Origin of the sequence: Psychrobacter sp. T6-6 (genome assembly GCF_052258185.1) — a bacterium.
Taxonomy (GTDB): domain Bacteria; phylum Pseudomonadota; class Gammaproteobacteria; order Pseudomonadales; family Moraxellaceae; genus Psychrobacter.
Window position 1 is genome coordinate 1 of the sequence record NZ_JBQQEX010000028.1, and the last position, 553, is coordinate 553.

The 553-nt window shown below is 50.1% G+C and carries 1 protein-coding gene; it reads left to right on the forward strand.

Annotation, left to right across the window (positions count from 1 at the left end):
- The coding region (locus tag ACTXGL_RS14100; protein WP_443527309.1) for an Ig-like domain-containing protein at positions 1-553 on the forward strand (553 nt) is incomplete at both ends.

A 553-nucleotide genomic window follows, 5' to 3' on the forward strand; every position in this document is an offset into this window, starting at 1 on the left:
GCGTTGAAGACATCAACGGTTTGGTATCGAACGAAGCCACGGTCACCATCGACTACCCACAAACCGCCCCAGTGGCACAGAATGACGTAGGCGTCGGTCCTTTGAATGCCCCTGTGACTGTCGACATCTTGAATAACGATAGCGATGCTGAGGGTGACCTTGACCCAACGACCGTCAAGCTAATTGACCCAGACAACGGTGATGAAGTAACAACGTTGACGGTCACAGGCGAAGGGGAATGGGTCGTTGATCCTACCTCAGGCGCTGTGACCTTTACACCAGAAGTTGGTTTTACTAATGACCCTACGCCTGTAGATTATGTGGTCTCTGATATCACTGGTCAAACGTCTAATCCAGCGACAATCGTTGTCGACTATCCACCAACGGCGCCAAGAGCAGCGGATGATAACCAAACAGGTATCACTGGAGCACCAGTTACCGTTGCTGTATTAGGTAATGACGAAGACTTTGACAATGATATCGACCCAACGACCGTCAAGCTAATTGACCCAGACAATGGTGATGAAGTAACTACGTTGACGGTCACAGGCGA